The organism is Ensifer sp. Root278, assembly GCF_001429285.1.
GTDB lineage: Bacteria > Pseudomonadota > Alphaproteobacteria > Rhizobiales > Rhizobiaceae > Ensifer.
This window is the reverse complement of sequence record NZ_LMJJ01000007.1, coordinates 1-18,628: the sequence shown is the minus strand read 5'-3', so window position 1 is coordinate 18,628 and position 18,628 is coordinate 1. Positions and strand designations below refer to the sequence as shown.

At 62.0% G+C, this 18,628-nt stretch carries 16 protein-coding genes and 1 pseudogene; 13 read left to right on the top strand and 4 right to left on the bottom strand.

Annotated features, from left to right (window positions below; all coding sequences use genetic code 11):
• The 12 genes from ASE60_RS08375 (at position 1) to ASE60_RS08320 (ending at position 14,937) form a co-directional block, all read left to right on the top strand.
• Positions 1-1,098, top strand: a complete 1,098-nt coding sequence (locus ASE60_RS08375; protein WP_057249295.1) for an ABC transporter ATP-binding protein — start codon at positions 1-3, stop codon at positions 1,096-1,098.
• Positions 1,091-2,086: an ABC transporter ATP-binding protein gene (locus tag ASE60_RS08370; protein ID WP_057249294.1), complete on the top strand. Its 996-nt coding sequence runs from the start codon at positions 1,091-1,093 to the stop codon at positions 2,084-2,086. Before ASE60_RS08375 ends, ASE60_RS08370 begins: the two co-directional genes overlap by 8 nt.
• A 10-nt stretch (positions 2,087-2,096) precedes the next feature.
• The gene (locus ASE60_RS08365; RefSeq protein ID WP_057249293.1) at positions 2,097-3,716 is read left to right on the top strand and encodes a dihydroxyacetone kinase subunit DhaK; all 1,620 of its coding nucleotides are present in this window, start codon (positions 2,097-2,099) and stop codon (positions 3,714-3,716) included.
• A 385-nt stretch (positions 3,717-4,101) separates the two neighbouring features.
• The gene (locus ASE60_RS08360; protein ID WP_057249292.1) at positions 4,102-5,151 is read left to right on the top strand and encodes a LacI family DNA-binding transcriptional regulator; all 1,050 of its coding nucleotides are present in this window, start codon (positions 4,102-4,104) and stop codon (positions 5,149-5,151) included.
• A 93-nt stretch (positions 5,152-5,244) separates the two neighbouring features.
• Positions 5,245-6,120, top strand: a complete 876-nt coding sequence (locus ASE60_RS08355; RefSeq protein ID WP_244495565.1) for an ABC transporter permease subunit — start codon at positions 5,245-5,247, stop codon at positions 6,118-6,120.
• Entirely contained in the window at positions 6,120-7,022 is a 903-nt protein-coding gene (locus tag ASE60_RS08350; RefSeq protein WP_057249398.1) for a carbohydrate ABC transporter permease, read from the top strand. The genes ASE60_RS08355 and ASE60_RS08350 overlap by 1 nt, the downstream gene beginning before the upstream one ends.
• Before the next feature lie 49 nt (positions 7,023-7,071).
• A complete protein-coding gene (locus ASE60_RS08345; protein ID WP_082615771.1) occupies positions 7,072-8,493 on the top strand; it encodes an extracellular solute-binding protein in 1,422 nt (473 codons plus the stop codon).
• The gene (locus tag ASE60_RS08340; protein ID WP_057249291.1) at positions 8,483-9,688 is read left to right on the top strand and encodes an ADP-ribosylglycohydrolase family protein; all 1,206 of its coding nucleotides are present in this window, start codon (positions 8,483-8,485) and stop codon (positions 9,686-9,688) included. Before ASE60_RS08345 ends, ASE60_RS08340 begins: the two co-directional genes overlap by 11 nt.
• Before the next feature lie 16 nt (positions 9,689-9,704).
• Positions 9,705-11,804 (top strand): ADP-ribosylglycohydrolase family protein, encoded by a 2,100-nt coding sequence (locus tag ASE60_RS08335; RefSeq protein WP_057249290.1) that lies wholly within the window; start codon positions 9,705-9,707, stop codon positions 11,802-11,804.
• Between the two features lie 30 nt (positions 11,805-11,834).
• A complete protein-coding gene (gene ugpC / locus ASE60_RS08330) occupies positions 11,835-12,884 on the top strand; it encodes a sn-glycerol-3-phosphate ABC transporter ATP-binding protein UgpC (protein WP_057249289.1) in 1,050 nt (349 codons plus the stop codon).
• The gene (locus ASE60_RS08325; protein ID WP_057249288.1) at positions 12,881-14,098 is read left to right on the top strand and encodes a CoA transferase; all 1,218 of its coding nucleotides are present in this window, start codon (positions 12,881-12,883) and stop codon (positions 14,096-14,098) included. Before ugpC ends, ASE60_RS08325 begins: the two co-directional genes overlap by 4 nt.
• A complete protein-coding gene (locus ASE60_RS08320) occupies positions 14,095-14,937 on the top strand; it encodes a CoA ester lyase (RefSeq protein ID WP_057249287.1) in 843 nt (280 codons plus the stop codon). Before ASE60_RS08325 ends, ASE60_RS08320 begins: the two co-directional genes overlap by 4 nt.
• A gap of 202 nt (positions 14,938-15,139) precedes the next feature.
• On the opposite strand, the gene ASE60_RS08315 is transcribed toward ASE60_RS08320, so the two are convergent.
• Positions 15,140-15,394 carry a hypothetical protein gene (locus ASE60_RS08315; RefSeq protein ID WP_057249286.1) on the bottom strand — a complete coding sequence of 85 codons (255 nt, stop codon included), beginning with the start codon at positions 15,392-15,394 and terminating at the stop codon, positions 15,140-15,142.
• 163 nt (positions 15,395-15,557) lie between these two features.
• Here ASE60_RS08315 and ASE60_RS08310 point away from each other — a divergent pair, with 163 nt between their 5' ends.
• A complete protein-coding gene (locus ASE60_RS08310; protein ID WP_057249285.1) occupies positions 15,558-15,746 on the top strand; it encodes a hypothetical protein in 189 nt (62 codons plus the stop codon).
• Positions 15,747-15,854: 108 nt separating this feature from the next.
• Here ASE60_RS08310 and ASE60_RS08305 read toward each other — a convergent pair whose 3' ends face one another.
• The 3 genes and pseudogenes from ASE60_RS08305 to ASE60_RS35010 form a co-directional block, all read right to left on the bottom strand.
• Positions 15,855-16,838 carry a L,D-transpeptidase gene (locus ASE60_RS08305; RefSeq protein WP_057249284.1) on the bottom strand — a complete coding sequence of 328 codons (984 nt, stop codon included), beginning with the start codon at positions 16,836-16,838 and terminating at the stop codon, positions 15,855-15,857.
• Between the two features lie 196 nt (positions 16,839-17,034).
• Positions 17,035-17,304 (bottom strand): hypothetical protein, encoded by a 270-nt coding sequence (locus tag ASE60_RS08300; RefSeq protein WP_057249283.1) that lies wholly within the window; start codon positions 17,302-17,304, stop codon positions 17,035-17,037.
• A 601-nt stretch (positions 17,305-17,905) separates the two neighbouring features.
• A pseudogene (locus tag ASE60_RS35010) lies at positions 17,906-18,628 on the bottom strand (hypothetical protein); the annotation flags it as partial.

Below are 18,628 nucleotides of genomic sequence, written 5' to 3'. Positions count from 1 at the left end.
ATGGCGCAGATCAGAATTCAGAATGTGCGCAAGGAGTTCGGCGCCTTCACCGCGGTGCGCTCCTCGAGCTTCACCATTGAGGATGGCGAGTTTTTCATGCTGCTCGGCCCATCCGGCTGCGGCAAGACGACGACCTTGCGCATGATGGCCGGCCTGGAACTGCCGACGAGCGGCGAGATCTTCATCGACGGTGAAGAGGTCGGGATGAAACCGGCCAGCAAGCGCGATATCGCCTTCGTCTTCCAGATGTTTGCACTCTATCCGCATATGAACGTGCGCAAGAACATCTCCTATCCGCTGGTCAGCCAGGGCTTGCGCGGCGAGGAAGTCAGGTCGCGCGTCGCCGAAGTCGCCCGCATTCTCAAGATCGAGACCATTCTCGACAAGCCCGTCGGCGGCCTTTCGGGCGGCGACCGCCAGCGCGTCGCGCTCGGGCGCGCCATCGTGCGTCGCCCCAAGGCCTTCTTCATGGACGAACCCCTCGGCGCACTCGATGCCGAGTTCCGCGAGCACATGGCCGAGGAACTGCGGGCACTGCACGACCGCATGGGTGCGACCACCGTCTATGTGACCCATGACCAGCTCGAAGCGATGCAGATGGGCGACAAGATCGTCGTCATGAACCATGGGGTCGTCGAACAGTTCGGCAAGCCGCAGCAGATCTACGACTGGCCCGCGACGAAATTCGTAGCTCAGTTCATTGGTTCTCCGCCGATGAACTTCCTGGAATTCGAGGGGATGATCGGCGTGGGCGGCGGCGCTATCGATCTCGGCGGCATAGAGGTCAAGGTGCCGACCTCGCGGGAAGGACGCGCCGGAAGGCTGACGCTTGGCGTCCGGCCGGAACATGTGAAGTTCGTCAGTGACGGCGGCTATCGGGGCCGCGTGAGCGCTGTCGAATATCTCGGGACCACCCAGATCGTGACGCTTGCAACGAGCCACGGCGACCTCAAGGCACGCATTTCATCGGGCCACCGGGTTCAGGAAGGCGAGCAGATCGGCCTCGAATTCGATGCGAGAACGCTTTCGGTTTTCGATGCGGAAACCGGCAAGGTGCTGTTATCCGACGGCAATCAAGGAGTGCTGAGACATGGCTGAAGTCGTCTTGGAAAACGTGACGAAGACGTTTGCTGGTACGGTTGCTCTCGATAATGTCTCACTGACGGTTCCGGACGGTTCTTTCGTCGTGCTGCTCGGGCCGACCGGTGCTGGAAAGACGACGACACTGAGAATGGTCTCCGGCTTGGACACCCCCGATCGCGGCGAGGTCTATATCGACGGAGAACCAGTGAAAGGGCTGGCGCCTGCCGAACGCAACGTAGCCATGGTCTTTCAACAATACTCGCTCTACCCGCACCTCACGGTTCGTCAGAATCTGGAGTTCCCGCTGAAATCTCCGCTGTTGAAGACGCCGAGGGAACAGATAGACCGGAAGGTGAGGGAGGTTGCCGAGGTTCTCCAGATCGCGCACAAGCTCGATAACAAGGCAACGGCATTGTCAGGTGGAGAGATGCAGCGCGTTTCCATCGGTCGTGCCCTTGTCCGAGACCCGCAGATATTCCTCATGGACGAGCCGTTGAGTTCGCTCGACGCCAAGCTCAGGGCCGATCTTCGCATCGAGCTCAAGCGCATCCAGGCAAGGTCGGGCGCTACCCTGCTCTACGTCACTCACGACCAGATCGAGGCGATGACGATGGCGACCCATGTCGGGGTGCTGAATGAGGGCAAGCTCGTTCAGTTCGGCTCGCCGCGCGCGGTGTATGAGCAGCCGGTCAGCGTCTATGCGGCGACGCGGCTGGGACAGCCACGGATCAATGTGCTTCCGGCCGACATTTTTGCCGGCGCCCCCTTAGGCGCGGCAAGCATCGGCCTCAGACCGGAGCACATCCAGCAGGGTGCGGGGGAGGATGCTCTGGTCAAGCGCGTCGAGCACTTGGGCGACCAGACGCGTCTGCATCTGACCTTCAGGAAACATGATCTCATCACCGTCACGGACGCCCACACGCCGCTGCGGGGCGGTGAAACGATCAAGATTCAACCTCTAAAGCCGCTCTACTTCGATGCGGCAGGCATGCGTTTGGCTTAAGGAGCTCGATATGGCGCAATTCATCAATAAGCGGGAAGATGTCGTGACAGAAGCGATCGACGGTGTTCTGGCCCTGTCCGGCGGCGCGCTGACCCGCCTTGACGGCTATCCGCATATCCGGGTCGTGTTGCGCAGCGACTGGGATAAATCGAAGGTCGCGATCGTCTCAGGCGGCGGTTCCGGTCATGAACCCGCTCATGTCGGCTTCGTTGGACACGGCATGTTGACGGCTGCGGTCTGCGGCGATGTCTTCGCTTCGCCGAGCGTCGACGCGGTTCTTGCCGGCATTCTCGCCGTGACCGGTCCGGCCGGATGCCTGCTCGTCGTCAAGAATTACACCGGCGACCGGCTGAATTTCGGTCTTGCGGCAGAGCGCGCCCGCGCCTTCGGACTGAAGGTCAGCATGGTGGTCGTCGGGGACGATATCGCGCTGCCCGACCTGCCGCAGGCGCGCGGCGTTGCCGGCACCCTTTTTGTGCACAAGATCGCCGGCGCACTCGCTGAACGCGGTGCCGATCTCGACACGGTGACGGCGGCAGCCAAGAAGGTCATTGCCGGCACGCACACCATCGGCATGTCGCTGGACACCTGCCGGGTTCCGGGGTCGCCAAAGGAGGAACGGATACCTTCGGGCAAGGCGGAGCTCGGCCTCGGCATCCATGGTGAGGCCGGTGTCGAACAGATCGATTTTGCTGGCGCCCGCTCGGCGGTGGCGACCATGGCTGAGCGTCTGGCAGCCGTCATGGGCGAAGGCACGCACGTCGCGCTGATCAACAATCTGGGCGGCACCTCGGTGCTCGAAATGTCGGTGCTCGCCCACGACTTCATCAATTTGCCTCTCGGCAAAAGGATCACTCACACGATTGGTCCAGCGCCGCTGATGACATCGCTCGACATGCAAGGCTTCTCGGTCTCGGTTTTTGCAGCAGACCAGGCGGAACTTGAACTTTTGAAGGCACCGGTGGCGATCGCCGCCTGGCCGGGTGTCTCGGAGGTCCGACCGATCGCCGTCAGCGCGTTGCCGGATGGCTTGACTCCGATCACGCCGATGGCATCCGATCATGGGGCAACGCGTGCATTCCTGATCGACTGCTGCAAGGTGTTGATCGCCGCCGAGCAGGATCTCAATGCGCTCGACGCGAAGTCCGGCGATGGCGATACGGGCTCGACGCTGGCGGGAGCCGCTCGCGCCCTGATCAATGCGATCGATCGGCTGCCATTATCCGATCACACCCAGCTTTTGCGTGCGATCGGCCAGGAGCTAAGCCAGACTATGGGCGGCTCCTCCGGGGTGCTGCTTGCCATTTTCTTCGCAGCCGCCGGCGACGGAGCATCAAGCGGTCTACCGATGCGCGAGGCGCTTCGAACCGGGCTTGCGCGCATGCAGGAGATCGGCGGCGCCAAGATCGGCGACCGAACGATGATCGATGCTCTGTCTCCGGCGCTCGATGCGCTCGGCGACAGCGTGGTCGCGGCAGCGGCTGCCGCACGAACGGGGGCGAACTTCACCTCCACCTTGACGCGTGCCAAGGCCGGTCGCGCGGCCTATATCAATGCAAAGCAGCTCGAGGGCCATGTCGACCCCGGTGCCGAGGCCGTCGCCCGGCTGTTCGAGCACCTGGCCGCTTAGGCTGTCGTGCCGCTCATGAGACGCCGCCGAGCCTAGCGTTCGGCGGCTTAGGGGACTTGCCTCCCGTCTATGTCTGATCGAAAGCCCGCCACATCTCGCCGATGGATCGTAAGACGCCGCCAGGACATCAAGGGCATCGAGCATTCCCAATGTCCGTCGGAGGCTGCAAAGCCACAGCCGCGACTTCCGCTTCGACAGTGCGCGAAGGGACGAAGGGCAATTTCGAGCCAGGATCGATATTTCCGCAAGATCGTTGGCGGCCTAGCAGCAAAGATCGGGATATTTTCTTCTGCATATTGCCAAAGTGTTTTTCGCCGTGGTAACGTTCCCACAGAGTTCAAGTGATGGCATGTAAGACATTGCTTGAGCTTTGGGAGGAAGCTTGATGAACAACACGACGGGTCGAAGGGCGACCATTATCGACGTTGCCAAACGCGCAGGCGTTTCGAAGAGCACCGTCGCGCGTGTTCTCGGCGGCTCCGCCAACATTTCCGAGGAAGCGCGCGACCGCGTATTGAAGGCGGTTGCTGCCACCGGTTACGAGCCCAATCAACTTGCCGTCGGAATGCGTTCGGGTCGTAGCGGCCTGCTCGGCATCGTCATTCCTGATATCACCAACCCGTTCTGGGCCGAAGTTGCCCGCGGAGCGCAGGATCGGGCGGCGAAGGATGACATTTCGCTTCTGATCTTCTCGTCGGATTGGGATGCGCACAAGGAGGCGACCCACCTGCGCGCCCTGCGCCGGGCCCGTGTTGACGGGGCGATCATCAATCCCGTTGCGGATAATTTCGACGACCTCGACCGTTTCGGCATGCCTTTCGTCTTCATCGGCTCCAGCGCCGAGCGCTTCCCCGATACGTTGAGCGTCGGCTCCGATATCGCTCAGGCGGTGCGGCTTGGCATGGATATTCTCGTTGAGCGCGGACATCCGGCGCCGGCGCTGATGCTCGGCCCGCGCTCCCGTCTGGCGCGCGCCCGCTTCCTGCGGGCCGTTCATGAGCATTGCGTCGCCCGTGATGTCGACCCCGAAGTTCTGCTCGTCGAAGAGTCCGATTATACCGTCGAGGGCGGTCGCAGCGCGATGGCCCGCTTGCTTGCGAAGCCGTGGAGAGGAAACCGCGCCGTGTTCGTCGCCAACGACCTCATGGCACTTGGGGCCATGATAGCGGTCCGCGAAGCGGGGCTGAGATGCCCGGAGGACATCTCGATCCTGGGCTTCGACGGCATCCCGGCAGGGGCCTTTTCCTGGCCGGGCCTGACGACCATCGAAAAGCCCGGCCGGCAGATCGGCATTCGTGCGGTCGAATGCCTGATCGATCAGATTGCTGGTGGGCGCCAGCGCGAGCGGATTTATCTGCCGTGCCGACTGGTGGAGCGCGGCTCGCTTGCCGACGTTTCAGCCTCGGCACCCGTGCGTGTTGCGGCAGGGAGGTAAGCAATGGCGGTAAGCAACGAGCTTGTGGTGAACGCAACTATGTCACGAAATGGGAACGTTCCCAGAATTCGGCGCCGGGGCCTATCGAGGGGTATGCGGCAATGGTGGCCCTATTACCTGATGATGGCTCCTGGCCTGATCTTCTTCGTGATCTTTCATTATTTTCCGATCTGGGAAGCCAAGATCGCTTTCGAGCAGCTGCGTATCATCCCGCCGAACATCTGGGTCGGTATCAAGCATTTCCAGACGCTGTTCTCGTCTCCGATCTTCTGGCAGGTGCTGGCGAACACGCTGATCCTGTCAACGATGAAGATTGTCTTCTTCTTCCCGGTCCCGATCATCACCGCGCTCTTGCTCAACGAGATCCGGGGAGGCGCCTTCCGTAAATTCATCCAGTCGGCAATCTACCTGCCGCACTTCCTCTCCTGGGTGGTCATCGCCGGCGTGTTCATCGCAGTGCTCTCGCCGAGCGACGGCGCGGTCAATGACATCATTGGTTTCTTCGGCATGCAGCCGGTCTCCTTCATGACCGATACCGGCTCGATCCGCTGGGTGCTGGTCTTCTCGGAGATTTGGCGGTCAGCCGGCTGGGATAGCTTGCTCTATCTCGCTGCCATCATCGCCATCGACCAGGAGCTCTATGACGCGGCCGAGATCGATGGGGCGAACCGCTGGCAAAAGATCCGCTACGTTACCATTCCCGGCATCGTGCCGACGATCGCGACGCTCTTCATCCTGAACGCCGGCATGTTCCTGAACGCCGACCTCAACCAGGTGATCAACTTCTCCAACGACGTCGTGCGCAGCAAGATCGATATCATCGACACCTATGTCTACCGCATCGGCCTGCAGACCGGCGAATACTCGCTGGCGACAGCGGCCGGCCTCTTCAAGGCCGTGCTCGGCATGCTGATGATCGTCGCAGCGCACCTTCTTTCCAAACGTCTTACCGGCAAGGGGGTATGGTGATGGCCGCCCACAACGTCCGCAGAACACCGCTTGAGCGGCTCGAATATGCGATCATCGTTTCGACGCTCTTGTTCCTCGTCGTCCTGACGGTCCAGCCGCTCCTCAACCTGCTCGCCATTTCGTTCTCCGACCCGGGCAAGGTCGCAGGGATGAGTGGCTTGACGGTTATCCCCAATGGGTTTTCGACCGAGGTCTGGGATCTGCTGATCAACAATTCCGCCGTTCAGCGGGGCCTCCTCAACTCGATCTTCATCACGCTCGTCAGCACAGTTCTTGGTGTCGTGCTGACGGCGCTGATGGCGTGGGCGCTTTCTCGTCCCGGTCTGCCGGGACGGCGTATCATCTTCGTCTTCGTGCTGGTCACGATCGTCTTCGAGCCCGGCATCATCCCGGACTATTTCATCAACAAGCGCCTCGGCCTGCTCGATAGCTACTGGTCGCTGATCCTCTTCAAGGTGGTCAACGCCTGGTATCTGATCATCTTGGTGCGCTTCTTCGAGGAGGTGCCGAAGGAACTGATCGAGGCCTCCGAGCTCGACGGCGCCAATCCGTTCCAGATCTTCTGGTACGTGGCGCTGCCGCTCGCCAAATCAGCGCTCGCAACCATCGCGCTCTTCTATTTCGTCTTCCACTGGAACGAGTTCTTCCGGGCGATGATCTACCTCAACGACCAGTCGAAGTGGCCGCTGCAGGTCGTCCTGCGCCAGTTCGTGGTCGAGGGCGACAAGCTCGCCATGGTCGGGGTGGTCGAAAGCAACACTTACACGGGTGCGAGCCAAATCAACATCCGTGCGCTGAAGGCCGGCATGATCCTGCTCACCATCGCGCCGATCCTCGCGATCTACCCGCTCATCCTGAAGTTCTTCACCAAGGGCACCATGAGCGGTGCGCTGAAGGGCTGACGATGTCGAACCGAACATAAATGGCCAAAGCATATTGGGAGGAACAAACATGCTTGGAAGACTGATCCTTGGCGCAACGACCGCCGTGGCACTGATGGCGAGCGTCGCGATGCCCGCCTTCGCCGATCCAGTAACGATCCGCGTCGTCTCGAAGGACCTCACGACGAGCAATCCTGACGACGTCAAGCTCATGAAGGCCTACGAGGAGGCGCTGAAGGCGAAGGGCACCGACATCCACATTCAGGTCATCGACCTGCCGTCCTCGGGCTACGCCGACAAGCTGAGCGCCATGCTTCTGTCAGGCGATATCCCGGACCTCATCTATTTCCAGGGCGGCGACGCCAAGATGGCCGAACAGGGCGTGCTCGAAGACTGGAACAACTGGCTGCCGAAGACGACCTATCTCAAGGACGCGCTCTTTCCGCACAATGTCGAGCGACTGAAGAACTATCCCTATCTGCTCTATGTCTATCCGCCGCGCATGCCGCAGCCGGTCATTCGCACGGATTGGCTCGAGAAGTCGGGCGTTGCGGCGCCGAAGACGACAGACGATTACGTCACCCTCTTCAAGGCGATCAAGGACGGCGATCTCGACGGCAACGGCAAGGCCGACAGCTATGGCGTCACCACTGCCGACAACACCCAGGAGCTCGATGCGATCTTCAACCAGGCCTTCGGCGTCACCGGCACTTGGCTGAAGAACGATGCCGGCGAATGGATCCATGCCCGCGTCTCGGGAGCGGAAAAGGCGAAGATCGCCTTCTATGCCTCGCTTCGCGAGCAGGGCCTCTATGACCCGGAGTTCATCACCACCAAGTGGGACGTGAAGGAAGACAAGTTCTATTCCGGCCGGGCCGGCGTGATCTTCGGCTCTTCCGCAGAGGTCATCGACATCTATGGCGGCAAGATGCGCCAGGCGCATCCTGACGTGACGCTGAGTCTGCTGTCTCCGCCGAAGGGGCCGGCCGGCCAGGGCCTGATGGCACTCGACGTTTCCAAGGAAGCGCGCGGCCTCGCCATCGCGACGACTTCGGAGCACAAGGAAGAGGTCGTCAAGCTGCTCGATTTCATCGCCAGCCCCGAGGGCCAAGCGATCGAACGCCTTGGGTTTGAAGGCGAGCAGTACACCAAGGACGGCGAGACCATCAAACCGACGGACAAGCTGGCCACCTGGTATGCCCGATTCCTCGTCGCCGCCAACTGGCAGCCGCCGGTGCAATGGCTGAGCGAGGCCGCGCAGCAATCGCTGAAGACGATTTCAGCTGACTTCAAGCCGGACAATGCCTTCGTCTGGCCTGCCGAATACGCCACCGACATCGATGCGACCGAAAACGTCTACCGGGCCTGGGTGTACAAGTTCGTCTCCGGTGAAGCCAAGATGGACCAATGGGACCAGTTCGTTTCCGAATGGAACGCTGCCGGCGGCGAGAAAATGACCGAATATGCAAGGACGGTTCTCAATGACAAATGATGCTGCAGGGCTCTCCCTTAGGGGAAGGGTCCGGGCGCTTCTCTTTGGCGTCGCTTACGGCGACGCCATCGGGGCGCCGGTCGAAAAACTCTCCGCCGCAGAAATTCGCGAGCGCTATGGCCGGGTGACGTCGCTCGATACCGAGTGGCACCGGATGAAGCAGAGCGAAGCGGCCCGCAACGGCCGTGTCCGCGGTGGCGGCATCGTCACCGACGACACGCTGATGACGCTCTGCGTCATGTCGATCTACGACGACGTCAAGCGTCACCTTGATGCCTGGGACATGGCTTCCGGCATGGTGCGCGAGATCGCCTGGACGCCGCGCTGGGTGCCGGAATTGCAGCGCGAGACGATGCTGATCGAGCGACTGTTCTATCCGGAAAAGTGGATCTTCCAGCGTCATCAGCTTTCCGGCTGCGACCCGCGACAGGGTGGCGTCGGCAACATGGTGAATTGCGGCGCGGCCATGTACATCGCGCCGATCGGCGTGGCGAACGCCTGCGATCCGAAGGCAGCCTATGACGAGGCGATCGCCTTTGCCTCCGGCCACCAGCAGAGCTTCGGTCTCGAGGCCGCCGGCGTGCTCGCGGCCGCAGTTGCTGCCGCGTTCGTGCCGGGAACCACGCTCGACACCGTCATCGAAGAAACGCTTGCCGTTGCCAAGGACGGTACGCGTGATGCGATCGCCGACATTGTGGGCGCCGCGCGCTCACTGAGGGGCGCGGACCATCAGACGGTCGTCGCCGAGTTCCATCGGATCATCGCCCGCTATTCGCCGATGGGCGACAATGTGCAGCATACGCCGCAGAAGGCAGGCATTGCCACGGACGCCTACCAGCCGTCGCGCCTCCACGCGATCGAGGAATTGCCGCTGGCCCTCGGCTTTGCCGTCGTCAATGACGGGGATTTCTACAAGACGATCGTCGACGGCATCAATTCCGGCCGCGACACGGATTCGATCGGCGTCATGGCTGGCGCGATCCTCGGCGCCATGCATGGCGAAAGCATCATAGACCGGGCGATGGCCTCCCAGCTCGACCGCGTCAACAAGCTCGACCTCTTCGGCTCCGCCGATGCCTTCACCGAAACGGTGACTGCCATCCAGGCGGCAGACCGCAAACGCGAAACAGCGCGGGCGCAGGCACGCGCGGGCCTCGTTGCCGTCCCCGAACTCACCCAGGTTTCCAGTCTCTAGTCTTTGAAAGTATCCGATGCTCAGCACCACAGAAATCTTCGAGCGGATCTATTCCGGTTTCATCGGCAAGGCGATCGGCGTGCGCCTCGGCGCGCCTGTCGAGCCGACCATCTGGAGCTATGAACGCATCCGGGACACCTATGGCGAGGTGACGGAATATCTGCGCGATTTCAAGAATTTCGCGGCGGATGACGACACCAACGGTCCGGTCTATTTCATCCGGGCGCTGCGCGACTACGGCCTCGGCGCGACCGCGGAAGAGGTCGGCAAGACCTGGCTGAACTATGCGGCCGAGGAACACGGCATGTATTGGTGGGGCGGCTTCGGCAATTCGACCGAGCATACCGCCTACCAGAACCTTCGGGCCGGCATCCCGGCGCCGCAGTCCGGCTCGATCGCCCAGAACGGCACCACGGTTGCCGAGCAGATCGGCGGCCAGATCTTCATCGATAGCTGGGGCTGGGTGCACCCGGCCGATCCCAAGACGGCGGCCAAGGCCTCGGCGCGCGCGGCAAGTGTCGCCCATGACGGCGAGGGATTGAATGGCGCGCGTTTCTGCACCGCGGCGATCGCTCAGGCCTTCGTTGCAAAAAGCATCGAGGAAGTCATCGAGACGGGCCTCGCGACGATCCCAGCCGATTCCATCTACGCCAAAGTTTCTCGCGCGGTGCTTCGTTTCCACGACAGCAATCGGAACGACTGGCGCGCCTGCCGAGACATGCTGACTGCGGAATGGGGCTATGACCGCTATCCCGGCGTCTGCCACATCATTCCGAATGCCGGCGTGCTTGTCATGAGCCTGATTTATGGCCAGGGCGACCTGCCGCGCACGGTCGAGATCGCGACCATGGCCGGCTGGGATACGGACTGCAACGCCGGCAACGCCGGCGCGATCGTCGGCACCCTGCAGCAGGTGCAGCCGGGCTGGGACAAATACCGCAAGCCAATAAACGATTTCGTCGTCGCCTCGGGCGTTACCGGCACGATCAACGTCGTCGATATTCCCTCTTTTGCCCGCGAGCTGACCGTGCTGGCGCTCCGCCTGCAGGAGCGAGAAGCTCCGGCGCTCTGGGTCGAGGATTTCGAGCGTCGCGGCGTGCGCTTCGATTTCGACGCTCCAGGCGCAACCCACGGCTTTCGCACCGAGCCGTTCAACCAGATCGCCGTCAAGGCGTCGGCGGAGCGCCATACGGAGAATGCGGGGGGATCGTTGGAGATCCTGCTCGACCGGCTGGAACGCGGGCAGGGTGGGCGGATCTTCTGGAAGCCCTTCTATCGCCGCTCCGACTTCGACGACGAGCGCTACCGCCCGATGTTCACGCCGCTTGCCGATGACGGCCAGACGGTGAAGTTCAAGCTCTGGCTCGACCCGTGGAATGGCGACGGCAACCTGCGCGTAGCGCCTTACGTCCGTCGCGCCATGAGCGGCACCATTCAGGAAACAGGCGCCTGGCACGTGCCATCGGCGAGCGGCTGGCAGGACTATGCGTTCACCATCCCCGATGGCAATGGCGAGGCGGTCGACGAGATCGGTATCCTGGTCGAATATTTCGGCCGCCTGAAGTTCCTCGGCCGGCTGTTCCTTGCCGACTTCTCCGTATCGGGCAAGGGACGTGCCGTCATCGACCCGGCAAGGGAAGCGCATGAATGGGGCGGCATCACTCGCTTTACCTGGAACCGCGGCCATTGGAGCCTGCAGCAGGGCCGCATCCACGCGCATACGGCGACCGATGCGGACGCCTGGACCGGCAATGCCTACCTGCGGGACGTCAGCGTCATAGCGGAGCTTCAGCCGCTCTCCGGTGCCTCGCACCTGGTGGTGGCACGCGCTCAAGGAACAAGCCGCTTCTATGCCGCCGGTTTTGAGAATGACGAGGCCGTGATCCTTCTGGAAAATCACGGCACCACGATCCTCGCCCGCAGCCCGTTCCGTATCGAATACGGCCGAAGCTACGCGGTCGATCTCACGGTCGAAGGTGGCAAGCTGACGCTTTCCGTCGATGGCGAGCGAGTGCTCCAAGCGGACGATGCGACGCTCCGCTACGGCATGGCGGGTCTACGCATGACCTCGGCCGGACGAATGTCGATCGGCCGGCTCGAGGTCGCAGAGCGCTAGTCGCGCGACGAGGAAAGGAAGGGAGGAAACATGTCCGAGATAGAGCTCAGAAGTGTCGGCAAGAGCTATGGCAGTGTCGCCGTACTCAACGACATCTCGCTGGAGATGGGCGATGGCGAATTCGTCGTGCTCGTCGGTCCTTCGGGCTGCGGCAAGTCCACGCTGTTGCGCATGATCGCCGGGCTGGAAGATATTTCAGCCGGCGAAATCACCATAGGAGGCAAGATCGTCAACGACATGCCGGCGAAGGAGCGTGACATCGCCATGGTCTTCCAGTCCTACGCGCTCTATCCGCACATGAAGGTCGCGGAAAACATGAGCTTCGCGCTGAAACTCGCCGGCGCGCCGAAGGCGGAGATCCACAAGCGCGTGATCGAGGCCGCCGAGATCCTCGGCTTGGAAAAGTTGCTCGACCGCTTGCCGCGGGAACTCTCCGGCGGCCAGCGCCAGCGTGTTGCCATGGGCCGCGCCATCGTGCGCGACCCGCGCGCCTTCCTCTTCGACGAACCGTTGTCGAACCTCGACGCCAAGCTGCGCGTGAAGATGCGCGGCGAGATCAAGAAGCTGCACCAGCGGCTGCGCCGGACGATGGTCTACGTCACCCACGACCAGACCGAGGCCATGACCATGGCCGACAAGATTGTGGTGATGAACGGCGGAAAGATCGAGCAGGCGGGCGCGCCGCTCGAACTCTACAACGATCCCGCCAATCTCTTCGTTGCCGGCTTCATCGGTTCGCCGGAGATCAACCTCATCGAGGCGATCGCTGACGGCGAAACGGCATTGACCCGCGGCGGGGTCTCCTTGCCGCTTGGAAGACAGGTGCAGCCGGGTACGCGCGTTGTCTGCGGCATCCGCCCGCAACATATCACGCTTGGAGCAACGGGCGTGCCGGGCCGCATCAGCCTGGTCGAACCGACCGGCGAAGATCAGGAAATCGTCGTCGATATGGGCGGCGAGGATATTTCCGTCGTTGTCCACGGCGGCAAGCTGCTTTCGGCCGGCCAGGATGTGACGCTCACGATCGACGTCGACAAGGTTCTGCTCTTCGACAAGGAAACCGGGGAGCGTATTCGATGAGCGGGTTTGCCAAGCGACAGTTCGATCCCGCCGCCACGGGGCCGCTTGTCGGCACAAGGGTTCTGGATCTCTCACGCCTCGTCGCCGGCAACATGCTGTCGCTGCAGCTTGCCGATGCCGGTGCAGACGTCATCAAGATCGAGTCGCCGGCCGGCGATCCGCTGCGGGACTGGAAGGACGACGGCCACTCGCTCTACTGGAAGACCTATAGCCGCAACAAGCGCTCCGTCGTGCTCAACCTTCGGCAGGAGGCGGCCATGGCGGCGCTCTGGGCGCTGATCGAAACGGCGGACGTCTTCATCGAGAATTTTCGGCCGGGGACGCTGGAGCGCATGGGCCTCTCGCCGGAAGCGCTGCATGCTCGCAACCCCAACCTGATCATCGTGCGGATCTCTGGTTTCGGACAGACCGGCCCCTATGCGCAGTTCCCGGGCTTCGGCACGATCGTCGAAGGCATGAGCGGATTTGCCTACCGAACCGGCTTTCCCGACCGTGAACCGGTGCTGCCGCCGCTGGCGCTCGCCGACATGATCGCCGGTGTCTACGGAAGTTCGGCCACCGTGACGGCGCTGCTCGCGCGTGATCGCGGCTACGCAAAGGGGCAGGTGATCGACCTGTCGCTGCTGGAACCGATGTTCTCGGTGCTCGGACCGGAAGCCGCGATCTACCAGACGACCGGAAAGATCAAGGAGCGCGTGGGCAGCGCCTCCAACACAGCCGCGCCGCGCAACGTCTACCGGTGCCGCGACGGCAAATACGTGGCGCTGTCCGGTTCCACGCCGCAGGTCGCAAGGCGGATCTTCGAGATCATCGGCCGCGCCGACATGAACCAGGATCCGCGCTTTGCAACCAATTCGGAGCGCGTCAAGAACCGGGACCTCGTCGATGAAGCCGTTGGCGGCTGGTTTGCCGGGCACGACCACGACGAAGCGCTGAAGATCATGCGCGACGCCGGCGCGACGGTCGGGCCGATTTACAACATCGCAGATGTCGTTTCCGACCCGCATTTTACCGAGCGCGAGATCATCGTCGATGTAGAGGACGCGGACTTCGGCAGCCTGCCGATGCACAACATCGTGCCACGGCTTTCGGAGACGCCGGGTGCATGGCGGCGACCGGCACCAACGCTTGGGGAACATACGGCTGAGGTCCTCACAGAAGCCGGGTTGGATGCAAGCGCAATCGACTTCATTCTGAAGGGAGAGGCGGCATGAGACTGCGGTCTCTTCTCTACGTGCCCGCCTCGTCCGAACGCTTCATCGCCAAGGCGCACGAACGTGGCGCCGACGCCATCGTCCTCGACCTCGAGGATTCCGTCGCCGAAGGCGATAAGCAGGCGGCACGCGCTGGACTTGCACAGTCGGTCCCCATGGCCGGGCAAAGCGGCGCCAAGGTGTTCGTGCGGATCAATGCCGAACCGGAAATGCAGAAGGCGGATGCCGAGGCCGCTTGCCGCGCAGGCGCCTTCGGTCTTTTCATCGCCAAGACGCAATCGCCACAGCAGGTGTGCGATCTTGGCAAACACCTGGAAACGACCGAACGCGAACTCGGGCGCGAACCGCTCGTCTTCGTGGCGCTGTTGGAAGATGCCGGCGCGGTGGTAGACGCAAGACCAATTGCCGCCTGTCAGCGCGTGTTGGGCCTTGTGGCCGGTGGAGAGGATATTGCCACAAGCATGGGGGCCGAACCGCTCCCCGAGGTGTTGCGTCTGCCGAAGTTGCTCGTGCATCTCGCAGCCAAGGCGGAGGGCAAGCTGTCGCTCGGCACTCTGACGACCGTTGCGGACTATCAGCAGCGCGATGCCCTTGAAGCCGCCGCCCGCGAAGCAAGCCGCCATGGCTTTGATGGCGCAACCTGCATTCATCCCTCTGCTGTGCCGATCATGAATGCGGCATTTTCACCCAGCGAAGAAAAGGTTGCCTGGGCGCGCGCCGTGCTCGACGCCGCGGCGAGTGCAGCGGCCGAGGGCAGGGGCGCCTTCCTTGTCGGCGAGAGGATGGTGGATGCACCGATCATCGAGCGTGCCCGCCGCATTCTGCAGAAGATCGATTAGTCAAAGCCCGCGAAGACCCCGCATTCTTGCAAGGAGCCGCCGGTCTGGGTGTCACGCTACGCGGGACGTGGCGAAACACCCTACAGCGCCGCGCGTCTTATCAGACGCGCAAAGTTCGCTGTAGCACTTTGAATCGCTGCATGTTTTTGCCTTTAACCGGCTACGATCAAAGGAAACATGCAGTGGACGCCGTAACCTGAAATCACATGGCGTCCTTGCCCTTCATGGCATTCTCCATGTGGGTCTTGCATTTTGCCGTATCTTTCGCCGCCATTGCTTCCTTGGCCATGGCCAGTTCCTTCGTTGCCATGTCCTTCTTGGTGGCGTCGGTGATGGAGCCCACGTCCGTTTCCAGCTTTGTCATGCCCGCCTCATCGCACGTCATATCGGCCTGGGCCATGGCGGCGCCGGTGAAAGAAGTGGCCATGACGGCTGCAATTAGAAGTTTGTTGAACATCGCATCTGCCTCCTGTTTTGGGTGGTATTTCGCGCCCCAAACCAGCGGGCGGAAACTACGTTCCCTTGAAGGCGACAATTGCCGTCCGCGCGTTGGCTTTCAGCGGCTCGCGCGGAACCAAAGCGGCCTCCCAACGTTATGCGCTCGCAAGGGGAGGTGCAGGATGAAACACGCGGATATCCGAACAGTCGACAACCCCCAGGCCAGGCATATCTGGGATGTCGCCGATTATTGCCGGCGCACTGGCATTCACAAGACCGAAGAGCAGCGCCTGATCAAGGTGCTTGGCAGATACGCGACGAGTCATGAGCTTCAGATGAACATCGTGCGCGTTCAGACGCGCATACGCTGATAGCTCGAAAGAGGCGTTTCACGGAGTACCTCGGCCGGACCGCTCGTTTGCGCGGCTGCACGCTCTCATTCGCGAGGTCGTTTCAGCCCTTCGCAGCGTTGAGGTGGCTCAGTCTACAAACTCAACGATGACGCCAGGTTTGACCATCCCCGCCAATTCTTCCGCATCCCAGTTCGTCAAGCGAACGCATCCGTGCGATCCGGACTTGTCGATCATCGATGGTTCCGGCGTGCCGTGAATTCCGTAGGTTGGCTTTGACAGGTCGATCCAGACGCTGCCGACAGGGCCGTTCGGACCGCCGGGGAGGGTCAGTTTCTTCCGGTTGTCGCCCTGCTGGAAATTGATCTTCGGATTGTAAACATAGGGAGGCGTGCGAGCGACCCCCTTGACCTTATGCGTGCCGGAAGGCGACGGGGCCTCGCGGCTGCCGATCGTGGCTGGGTAGGCGGCGATTAGCGTCCCGTCGCCTGCGAAGGCCATGACTTGGCCGGAGCGTCGGTGCACTTCGATGCGTTTGACTGTCCCCTGCCTTGGGGCTCCAGGGACCATGACGGACACGCTGTTGCCGACCGAAAACGTCGAGGCCGCATTGAGCGCCTTGAGGAGATCGATGTCCATGTGAAAGCGCTCGGCCAGCTTCTCGGCGACGCTTGTATATCCGAGCTGATCCATTTTCGCCTGTTCGGAGTAGTCTTTGGGTATGGTAGCGACGAGCCCTTTGCTGTCTTCTTCGGAGATGACATAGGGCTGTACCGCCGGCGTCCGGTCCGAAAGTCGTTCAATGACATCCGGGTCCAATTTGCCGTCTGCGGGCAGACCTTGCATGGTCTCGAAGGCGGCAATCGCCTTGCGGACGTTCTCGCCGTCGTAGCCGTCTATTACGCCAGGCGACGCACCCGCGCGATCCAGAAGAACTTGAAGCCGAACGATGGTGGGGTCGGGTTCGTCAGTTGCTCCAGTCTTCGGCTCCAACGAAGTGGGCGCGATCGAAGCGTTGTTGATCGCATCTGGCTGAAGCGGCTGGGCCAGAGCCATAGCGGCGGGAAACAGCATCAACAGTGCTGTCGACAGGGTCATGTTTTTCATGACCATTCAATCAACTGGGCGCCGGATTTGTTCCCGCCCATCGAGATACCGCAGCCGGCCGGGATCATAGCTCGGAAAGCCGACACGCCGTTGATCGCGGCAACAGCCACTTTCCACACCGTCCCGATGGCCGGCGCGGAAGCGCTCTGCCCTCAAAAGGGATCGACCTTGCAGGTCTCGCGGATCTATCTATCGGGCGGAGCTAGTTGAGCACACGCATCGGCGCGCCGCGTCGGGGAAAGGACGTCGCCTCCGAACGCGATCGCTCCAGCAACATGGCGTTTTCAAACAGGGTACCCTCGTCGCAGATGCCGCCGCGAAGCTGATCTGTCAGATACCGAACCAGGCGCCCTGCACGCAGACTGTTCGCAGGGATGTTCTGCCACAGGCAGACCCGGTCGAATGTGCGCTGGAGCATTTCAAGCTCAGTTGCATTCCATTGGCCATTGAGATCATTGACTGCCCACTGCATTGAAACCTCCCTGGCGGCCGCGGTTCCCGGCGCATCTTCCAGTTGACGCTTTCACTTTCACGCGGGGGTATCGCTGATATTGGCTTCGCCCCGCGGACCTTCTTGAGGGAGACAGGCTTCAATCGCTCGGACTCCCTTGCAGTCATTCCCGGTCGTCGGCTCCGGGGCGACGACCGGCCGGTCAATCTATACCTCTTCATGGAATTACGCCAGTGACGATGGGTTGCCGGGAGTTCGGCAGCCGCAGCACATGTTTTGTGGCTATCGTAGTTAACTCTAAAAAAGGGGGCGGTTGACAAGGTCCGGTTCCGCGCGTCGTTCGATGCGGCGGGCGCTAAGTCGCGGCCCAGGTGCTTCAAGGTCTGCACGGTTGATCGAACAACATAGGAACGGATACGCATCACCGAGCAAGATCAACCAAAAGTCCCGGCGATCAGCCGGCACCAGTGTTCTCCGGCAATGCCGTTGAAAAAGCCTTGTCCGTCCCGGCAGGCCTGGACGATTGCCGGGTCACGGGAGTGGAGTACTGTTGAGTAAACATGGGCGAAGGCAATCCGACGCCCGAGCATGGCTTCCATAAGGACCGGCTGTGTCCGTCCCCTTAGGCCCGGAAGTCCGCGCTTGGAGGCATGATCGACAAGACAGTCGATGACCGGGCCGGCCTGGCCCGGCAGCGCCAAAACCTGCAGCACCCGTCCGATCGCACCCGCCCTGGCGTAATAGGCGAAAGCGCCAACGAGCGTGCCGGTGCGCGCCGCGACCAGAGCGTAGACGAGATCTCCCTGTTCGGGCTTTTGCTCCGCATCGCCGAGAATGTAGTCGAGCTGCCCTTCGGCCCATTCGCGAGATCTCCCTGTTCGGGCTTTTGCTCCGCATCGCCGAGAATGTAGTCGAGCTGCCCTTCGGCCCATTCGGGGCGCAGCGGAAACTGCGCGATGAAACGATCGACCACGGCGGCAAAGCCGTTGCGATCGGTTTCCTGTGTCGTGAAACCGGCCTGGCCGATGCTGGCGGCAGACACGGCGGACCAACGTTGTTCGCCCGGCGCCATCCGCTTGCGGTAGGCGCTGTCAATGGCCCGCGCGAAAGGTGCGGCAAGTCGCGCCGGCTTGATGCGGTTGGACGCAACACTCAGGCTGAAGGAAGCGGGCTGGATGACGCGCACCCAGTCGAGGCTGTATTGCGGCAGGACGACGCCCCGCAGCCGTGTCCACATCTGCATCGAAACGTCGCTTGCGGTTTCGCTGAAGGAAAGATCCTGTGGGCCGGCCAGAAAGGCCTTGAGGATGCGCGCTCCGGCCAGGGGGTCGCTCTCGCGATCCTC